Below are 8,809 nucleotides of genomic sequence, written 5' to 3'. Positions count from 1 at the left end.
AGTCTTCGTTTTTTAACCAATTCTTCATTTTTGTTAACATGTGTATTGCTCCTCTTCTTATTCAATTTGGGATACTAGCTTCTTATATACTTGCAAATCCTTGCATTAAGGATTGAATAACAATAACCATTGGATAAATCACAATACAGCCAATAACGGCAACGTTAAATTTATTCATTTCCATTGGCTTATTTTGAATGAGACGGTTATAGTTCTCATGTTTTAGCTCTCGCATCATTTTAATCTGCGCGTCCATAATACGAAGGCTCTGTACCTTGTCCGTTTTTTGTGCTTGTTGTAGCGCAATCGTAAAGGTATTGACTTCTGGACTATTTAAAGCTGCTGCAAAGTTACGAAATGGTTGATCCGAACCCGCATACATTTCTAATTCCGCTGTAAGTGTAGATACATACGGTCGTAGATGTCTCCCAGCATATATCTGCGCCTTTTTTACTGCTTCTAATGTTGTATGTGTTTTTAACAACTGCAGCATGGGAATTAGATACTCTGGTAATTCGAACTTCCTTGCTTCTATCGCCTGCTTGATTCTTTTCTTTAATAGATAATCAGGGTAGAAATAAAGCAGTGGTGGAATCAAAACGCCTACTTTAAATAAGTAGTAATCATGAAACACCGTACATATCAAGAAAACGGAGGTGAAAATGACGGGATACGCAACTTTCATTTTCAAATATTCTTCTGGTTTCGTATCCAAACCAGCTTCTTCTAATTTTTTCTGGATCTGCTCTTTCTTTTCTTCTGTCAGATACTTATGTGATAACGACTGGAAGGGAGCAAGCATCATTTGATTTAAATTCTTTTTTTCAATTCGTTTTGCATTTTCTACATAGTTTGTAAGTAGGCTACCACTGTCTTTTTTACTTTGTAGAAAGGTAGAGAATACCCAATACATGACAACGAATACCACTACAGCTAAAATCGCAGCCACTTTATTCCCCTCTTTCTGTTGGATTATAATTCGCAATTTTTTCTACACGGGTTGCTAAGAAAAAGACAATGAACATATTTACCGCTAATGCGATTCTCCCCATCAGAGAACCTGCTAAAAATCCATATGCTTCTTTTGACATCAACATAATCACAATTGGCATGGCAATGACGATTAAGCAGTTTTGTACAAAGGCACGTTGTGCTTGCGACAAACTAGAACGTAATCTTGCCAGGTATAGCTTTTGTTTTTCAAAATCTTCTGCAATATCTAGTAAGACTTGCACTGAATTTGCTCCGCCTTCTCGGCTACACACTTCCAACATTTCATGGAAAAATACCAATTCTCTAAAGTTAAAGGTTTCATTGAATTCTCTAAATGCACGGTGCATTGTGGTACCACCTTCTAATAAAAGAGAAACTTTTTCTATTTCTTCTTGAATGCTCTCATGCATCATTGGCTTTACTTGTAGTAACACGCGTTTGGCGTTATTACTAATTTGAAGTGCATTTGCTACTGCCTTCATATAAATAGAAAGACGGTCAATGACAACCAAGTAGTAACGTTTTTTTCTTCGATAGAGAAGGAATCTCGGAACTAAAAATCCACATAAAACGGAAATCAGTGTAAAAGGATCTCTTCCAAAAGAAAAATATAATACCGCTGCAATACTCATTCCGGAAAGAATCGTATATACCCAGTACATGCTTTTCGTCAATTTCCATTCGTACTTTTGGGCTTCTTGGATAACGGATTGTGGTAGATACACTCGTATCCCCTTAATATTCCTTAGTTCCAAGCGCCTTTCTTCTTTCTCATTTTCTTGTACAAATTGAGAAAGAGCAGAACCATTAGATTTTGCAAAAAGTAAAACGAGAAATACTATACTAATAAAAATTAAAAATATACATCCATAGGCGAACAAACTATGCATACTGCACCTCCTGTTGTGAAAGGAATGGCGCATAAAAAGCTGGATTTACAGTAGAAGAACGGAATTTCTTCTCCATTTCGGCTGACATTTTTGCTGTAATGATATGAGCTCCATGAATCTTTCCTACTCTCTCATTCATTTCATCGTATTCCTCACCTGAAAGAATAAATTGAGAAAGCTGATTGAACTGTATGTCACCTTGATAATCCAATAATTCAATCATCTCTGTAATATAGCGATTCCCATCATCTTTTTTTTCTAAAAAGACAATCACATCAAATGTTTGAGAAATTAATTCATATAAATACTGAGCATCGATATTCGCACCACTTTGCAGACACATGAGCATTAAGCGTCTAACTGCTTCTTTTGCACTTCTTGCATGGACAGAGGTAAAGCCAGGATGTCCTGTTTGGAAGAAGTTAATCATTTTCAATGCTTCTTTACCCCTCGATTCCCCTACGATTAATCGTTTTGGCCCTTGACGTAAAGCATTTGTTAACAGCCTATCAAAATCGATTGCATTCTCTTCTACTTCGGATGCCCTACACTGCATCGGAACAAAATGATGTTCTGGAAAAATACGATGTAAATAGAGTTCAGGGTTATCTTCTACTACAAGAGTACGTTCTTTTTTCTTTCCTTTCGGAATGTGAGAGGCAAGATATTTCATAAACTCTGATTTTCCGGTACCTGTAGCTCCAGCCACTAGAATATTCATTTTGGCTTTCACGGCAGCAGCAAAAAAGTCCAACATCTCTTTTGACGCTTGATTGGTAGATAACATACGCTCTTCAGAAGCACGAAGGTGATCCGCATTCTTACGAATCGTTATTGTTGTTCCGAGTCCCCCAAGTTCATCTAAAGCAATATTGATGCGGATATATGGAAACACGCAGTCCACATATGGCTTTGCCGTATTTAATGACTCTGATGTACTGTTTACCATCTTATAAGCTAGAGCTTTCACTTCTTCTTCCGTCTCAAATCGGTAAGGAAATGTACATTCTCCCTCTCCAATTTTTTCGTAAATGATTTCTTTTGTGCCATTTATATAAATATCGGTTACATCCTTATCTTCTTTTAAAGGTTCTATGATCCCAAACCCCACAATTTCGTCACACACCATATTCAATAACTGTTCAGAAGGTACATCTGAAATAACGACTTGATTACTCAATAAAAAGCTTTTAATGATTTGTTCTACAGCTGCTCTCTTTTCTTTATTCATAAAGGATTCACTTAGGATATCACGATGGTCTTTTACTAAAAATGCACGAATTTCATCTGTTATATCTTTAATTTGTTGAGCTGTAGTTGTTCCTAACTTGCGAGCTGATTTGGAACGAATCATATAACCAAAATGATATAAATCCACTCGATTTCGTTTTAAGGCGGTTTGTTTTTCTTGTAAATAGCCCCACATATTCCTTGCCTCCCTTTTAATTTCGTAAACCAAAGAAACCCTTTTTCATAGAGGATTGCTGGGATGGAATACTAAGCCTAGCTGCTTCCATAATTTGATGGACCTTTGTATTAATTTGTGGGGAACCAAATTGCATCCCCCATTCGTAACTCGTACGATCTCTATCATACGGAATGGTTACTGCTATTTTTTGAGAAGAAAGCTTTTCAATATCTTCTACATAATTCTCATCTGCCATATTTAGCACATGAATCATTCGAGGTAATGTTAGCTTCGCATCTTCTATTAGTTGTAATTCTCTCTTAATTGCTATCGCACCACGAGGATTTCCATTTAGCACATGAACAACAAGGTCTGATTGGTATAGGATTGGATAACTCAACACCTCTGATAATTCAGTTGGCACCGATAGAATGATATAATCGTATTCTGTGGCTACAAGTAATTCTATTAATGTCGTTACAAACAATTCTTTGTTTTGAATCTCTGGGAATTGAGCTAACCTATAACCTGATGGAAACACCAGAAAATCCATCTTATCGTGCAATTTTTGCATCAACCTTGGATTCACTTTTTTCTCTAATAAATCTTGTTTAGTACAAATATACTGTGAGAGATTGTATTCATTTTCTTTTCTTACAAGCTCTAATATGTTTTTAATATCGTGGCTAAAACCGGTTCCAACTGCGAAGCTTGGTCTTACTTGGTCTGCTTCTACATAAAGGACCTTTTTCCCTAAATGAGCTAATTCATTTGCCATCGCAATACTTAATGTGCTTTTTCCTACATTTTCGTTTGTCGCATAAAAGGCAATGATTCTTACTTGCCGCTCCATCTTAATAACCCCTCTCTTACTTGGATTCGTTCAGATACTGTGCTACATACTCTTTTACATTTTTAGAAATTGGATTAGTCGAATGCTTCTCTACATAGTCTAAAATGTTCTTTTGATCAGATATTTGTGAGAACCCTTCAGCTGGTTCTAATTCTTTCCCTGTTTGTTTCACCTTTTGTCCAACTGCAACAGGAATCACATCTCCAAGTGTTTTTGCACGATTTAAGTATTGAAGTTGTTCAGGTGAAACAGCCAGTGTATATAATCGCGTTACCTTTGGCTTTTGTTTTCCTTCTTGTTCCTCTTTTGATTCTTTCTTTTCTAGCACAAATGCATCTTCTGTATTACTATCTTTTGCTGCAGTCACGCGTACACGTTGGAACAGACCACCGAAGACAACCTCCTCATTGTCCCCTTCTTTTACAACCTGTTTGAAATACAAGTCCACATATGTGTTAGGAATAATACTATTCCCTGAACTTGTTTCCAAATCAACAAGTAACGGGAAAGCAACTTCTCCATCTTTCAAATTTAAAATGGCAGAGTCCGGTAACTCTTCTTTCTTTACTACTTTGTTTTTAAAGAGATAGCTATTTTCGGTTATGGGTTGCCCATCATTTGTCCACTTCCCTACAATATCTTCTTTGCTTACACGTAATGCATTTGGTGGAATGGCATCACCAGGTAATGTTCGTTCCACTAGCATGTCTTCTTTAATCTCTGTATGTGCAGGTATATCCTTTGTGGCTACAACAATCTTTGTTGGTTTTACTGCATTTTCTACTGCAAAATGATTGTATCCATAGATACTCGCTACTGTTACAGCAGCTAAACCTACCGCAGTAATCTGCTTCTTTTGAAACTTAGATGGCTTCAATGTTTGTATTCCTCCTTATATAGCCTTTAAACGCAAAAAAGGACACACCTATGGCATAATGCGCCTTAGGTGTGTCCTTTTAGCTAATCTAAAGTCTATATGAAAATGTTGTATTTGATTCCTTTAATATTACAATTTCAATATTATGATATATAGAGTTTTATGTCAATCATTTCTAAAAAAATATTATTTTTACCATTCTAAAGCTCTGATTTTAAAAATAAAAAAGCCTAAAAACGTTTTAATATTAGGGTTTTTAAGTAATTAATCAACTCTAAAATATGGTGAAATCATTCTAACGTGATTAAATATTTGAGGGTGGTCAGTTGCTATCCTTAAAGAGACAGTATTGTATAACAGTTGCCTCTTTTTTTATTTTATTATTTATAAATCTGTTAGAACGAAACAAGCTTTGTCCCCGTCTCAAAATACTTTGCAGGGGCATAACTTTTCCCATTCCGATCCTGCAACTCACTTCCAATATACAAAGATACAATCATTGCAACAACCCCTATAAAAACTGCACGTCTCACTTGTTGTTTTTTCTTTTTATCCATTTCTAATTCCCCTTTCTACGAAAAAAAGGCACACCCCATTAAGGGATGTGCCTTTGGTTTATCCATTCAGCTACTAGTTTAAGAAGGATTATATACTTTTATCGATTCAACTAATTATATAATACTATTTAACTAATTTCTATTCTTCATGTAGTACCAATTTGATAAGTCTGTGATTATTTGGTCTTTTCCAACCCAGTTCCATCCTGGCGTTTGTACAGGGAATGGAAGGTCTGCCAGCACCCTTCTCTTCTTAAAGTCATCATATGCGACACCTTTAATTTCTACCTCATTTGTCAGGCACAAGCTCATTTCATTCACACCTGCTGGATTTGTCTCAACATTGAAAGAATATTTTCCATCTTTCGTTTTTAATGGTGCATACCATTTTTGTCCACCATCAATAATTTTCTCTTGTCCATCCCAATATAAAGACTTAGTTGGTCTTTTACTATCAAAGACATGTCCTGTTATTTCAGACAAATACATATTTTTAGGTAAGAATTTTGATGTTAAAGCAGTATTAGAAACAATGTCTAATTCTTGTGTAGGTTTTAATCCTTCATCAGCAAAAGGATATTGTGCCGTTGCTTTTGTAAATACACCTGGATAATTAGCATTCCAATCATTTTTGTATTTTCCGTTTGCTTCATAAAAAAAACCATACCCAGCATGAAGCTTAGATGGTGCTAAATTATCAATATTTCCACTTAATGTTTCATAGAACATTTCTCCAACTGTATCTTCTTTAGACACACGCTCACTTACTGTTTCTACCACACCTTTTACACTCGTTACTCCGCACGTCCCTTTTTCATGAGATGGTGCATAGATAGCTGTCTTAATAGGGTTATTTTTGTATGTGGTTTCTTCTATATCTAAACGATTACCAGAAGGGTTAATTTCCGCCTGAATTGTTCCTTTCCCCTTATGTTGCCAGCCAAGGTTCAAGGTTTTCTTTTCTCCCTCAGTTAACCTTACCTTTTGTGATGCTACTTGTTGTCCGTTATGCTTGAGCACGACTACTGTTTCAGGATTTGCATATTTCGCTTCTAGTGCATCTAACTTTTTAATTTTGTTTTTCTCTTTTTCTAACTTCTGCCTTGCTGTATCTAGCCTACTTGCAGCACTATCCAGTCTATTTTCTTCCCAAGAGCAATCTCTATCAATATAGTAATCATGGCCTCCTCCATCCTTCTCATGAATTGGATTACGGCGACAATAACTTAAACTAGACTGCGCACTATCTCTATCGGATTCAGCACTATATACTTCCTGCTGAGATTTATTAATATCATTATTCACCTTTGTTCTATATTGATCACGTTCTGGTTTAAAATTATCACGAGATACATCTATTCTTGTTTTTATATTCTTTCCTTCTCTTACTGTTTCTCCTTCAATTCGGTCAGCAGAGAAATCAATTTTATATTTAAAGTCATCTTCATCACCTGGATCTGGATTAGGTGTTACTTCTGTACCACAATTTCCATCTACAATAAAATCAACTGTTTTCTCATTTGAATCCCTTTGAACAGCATCTGTTACTTTAATTTTCGCAGTATATCGTCCACACAATTGCGGCTGCCAGGTTACATCTTCTTTTTTTAATTTCCCTGCATCTCCTTCATTTGGTTTTTGGTTATCTTTTTGTGGAGTTGAACGTAAGTAATTTTCTTGATGATACACAGTTTCGCCATCTTTTATGATATCAAGCATCCACTTGACTCGATTACGTTCACCTGCAGCTCTTTGATAAGGATTTACTGTTGTTCCATTGGGATCTCGATCGTTATATCCTTTATTTTTACTTACATATTCAAAACCGTTAAATATAAATTTAACAGGTACATCTTTTTTGCTACTAGACGCTTTAAAATCTTTTATTTCAGGCTTACTTGTACGTACATACCACAAATTATATTTATTAGCGTTTCCTCCAGATCCAGCATACCCTCCGGATAAATAGGCAATATCACGAATCCAGTAAAAATCGCCATATACTTTACTTCCTTGATACTGCGAAAGTCTATACTTCAGTATTTCTGCTAAAACAAATTCAGGATTCCCCCAATACTTACTAGCTATTACGTCGTCATTAATTCTTTGTACTTCGGTTACCATACGATCTCCTGCAGGAACCGAAGTGTTTAGGTACCCTTCATTAGCAATACGAACAAAAGGTTCTGAGAGTTGTTCATTCTGTACTTTGTTTTCATTTGAATTATCCCAACTAAAAGAACCATTATATACAGCTGGATAATGTAAGTCACTTAAATATAGTGATTCTTTTGCAGCATACTCACTTCCTGGACGATAAAATCTTCCTGGCATTTGCAGTTCTTTTGATTTCAGAAATTTTTCTTCATTCCCATCAAAGAAGGGTACATCACTATTCTTTGCATGTGCCAATGTAGGTAATAACAACAATGCAGACGTACAACTAATTAATAATTTCCTTTTTAATTTCATATCTTATCCCCCTAGAAAACAAAAAAGGACACACCTGTACCTTTGGTAGGTACGTAAGGTGTGTCCTTTACGTAATTATCGTAAAATTATTCTATTGTTATATTACGTGTATAATGATATCAATTTTCTCTAATAATAACAACTTTATTTCTTTTCCACTTCAACATACATCATATGTTCCGCAGTTGAGTGTGCAATACGGATTTTAAAATTATCTTTCTCAAATACTTTTGTTTTTTGAGTATCTATTGCTTCCTGTAACTCATTATCTAAGTTCAAACCACTTAATAATTTCGTCCACTCTTTAGTTAAAGATATTGTAGCTTTGTTGTTATCTAAAAATATAATTTTATAATTTCCTTCATTATCTGATTGCACAACAAATTGCGCTCCAATAGTACCTGCAGGAAGATACATATTTTTATCGAGTAAAGATACATCGTTACTAATTTCACTATACTTTAAAATTGTACCGAATCTTCCATTAACCTCTTTTATTATTCTTTGTGCTTCATTCGAAACTTGTTGCTTTACAACTGGCATTTTTTCTACTGCTTCAGGGTAATATTCAATATTCTCTGTGACTAGATTAGAATCCATACCTGTAGGCAATTGAACATCAGGTTTCGGGTCTGGTTTCACTTCTGGTTTTTCCTCTGGTTTCGTTTCAGGTTTTGGATTTGGCTTCACTTCTGGTTTTTCCTCTGGTTTTGTTTCAGGTTTTGGATCTGGCTTCACTTCTGGTTTTTCTTCTGGTTT

The 8,809-nt window shown here is 35.4% G+C and carries 7 protein-coding genes and 1 pseudogene; all 8 read right to left on the bottom strand.

Going from position 1 to position 8,809, the window contains the following annotated elements; translation table 11 throughout:
- Nucleotides 1-82: 82 nt before the first annotated feature.
- Nucleotides 83-949: a hypothetical protein gene (locus ACXY7N_RS27085; protein ID WP_488592802.1), complete on the bottom strand. Its 867-nt coding sequence runs from the start codon at nucleotides 947-949 to the stop codon at nucleotides 83-85.
- Between the two features lies 1 nt (nucleotide 950).
- Nucleotides 951-1,883, bottom strand: a complete 933-nt coding sequence (locus ACXY7N_RS27080) for a hypothetical protein (protein WP_088083278.1) — start codon at nucleotides 1,881-1,883, stop codon at nucleotides 951-953.
- Nucleotides 1,876-3,309 carry a TadA family conjugal transfer-associated ATPase gene (locus ACXY7N_RS27075; RefSeq protein ID WP_488592801.1) on the bottom strand — a complete coding sequence of 478 codons (1,434 nt, stop codon included), beginning with the start codon at nucleotides 3,307-3,309 and terminating at the stop codon, nucleotides 1,876-1,878. Before ACXY7N_RS27075 ends, ACXY7N_RS27080 begins: the two co-directional genes overlap by 8 nt.
- A 16-nt stretch (nucleotides 3,310-3,325) precedes the next feature.
- Nucleotides 3,326-4,144 carry a CpaE/TadZ family protein gene (locus tag ACXY7N_RS27070; RefSeq protein ID WP_088083276.1) on the bottom strand — a complete coding sequence of 273 codons (819 nt, stop codon included), beginning with the start codon at nucleotides 4,142-4,144 and terminating at the stop codon, nucleotides 3,326-3,328.
- Nucleotides 4,145-4,160: 16 nt separating this feature from the next.
- Complete coding sequence (gene cpaB, locus ACXY7N_RS27065) at nucleotides 4,161-5,021, bottom strand: Flp pilus assembly protein CpaB (RefSeq protein ID WP_488592800.1); 861 nt, start codon at nucleotides 5,019-5,021, stop codon at nucleotides 4,161-4,163.
- Nucleotides 5,022-5,416: 395 nt separating this feature from the next.
- Nucleotides 5,417-5,578, bottom strand: coding sequence for a hypothetical protein (locus ACXY7N_RS27060; protein ID WP_048530121.1), 162 nt, complete (start codon nucleotides 5,576-5,578; stop codon nucleotides 5,417-5,419).
- Between the two features lie 132 nt (nucleotides 5,579-5,710).
- Complete coding sequence (locus ACXY7N_RS27055) at nucleotides 5,711-8,050, bottom strand: hypothetical protein (RefSeq protein ID WP_488592799.1); 2,340 nt, start codon at nucleotides 8,048-8,050, stop codon at nucleotides 5,711-5,713.
- A 144-nt stretch (nucleotides 8,051-8,194) separates the two neighbouring features.
- A pseudogene (locus ACXY7N_RS27050) lies at nucleotides 8,195-8,809 on the bottom strand (S-layer homology domain-containing protein); the annotation flags it as partial.

It is taken from the genome of Bacillus sp. 5w2 (assembly GCF_054353775.1).
Note: the sequence above shows the minus strand (reverse complement) of the source record. Positions and strands in the feature narration are given on the sequence as shown.

Coding starts and splice junctions, on each gene's coding strand:
- ACXY7N_RS27080 (WP_088083278.1), bottom strand. CDS start 1,883: ATGCATAGTTTGTTCGCCTATGGATGTATATTTTTAATTTTTATTAGT.
- ACXY7N_RS27070 (WP_088083276.1), bottom strand. CDS start 4,144: ATGGAGCGGCAAGTAAGAATCATTGCCTTTTATGCGACAAACGAAAAT.
- ACXY7N_RS27060 (WP_048530121.1), bottom strand. CDS start 5,578: ATGGATAAAAAGAAAAAACAACAAGTGAGACGTGCAGTTTTTATAGGG.
- ACXY7N_RS27055 (WP_488592799.1), bottom strand. CDS start 8,050: ATGAAATTAAAAAGGAAATTATTAATTAGTTGTACGTCTGCATTGTTG.
- ACXY7N_RS27075 (WP_488592801.1), bottom strand. CDS start 3,309: ATGTGGGGCTATTTACAAGAAAAACAAACCGCCTTAAAACGAAATCGA.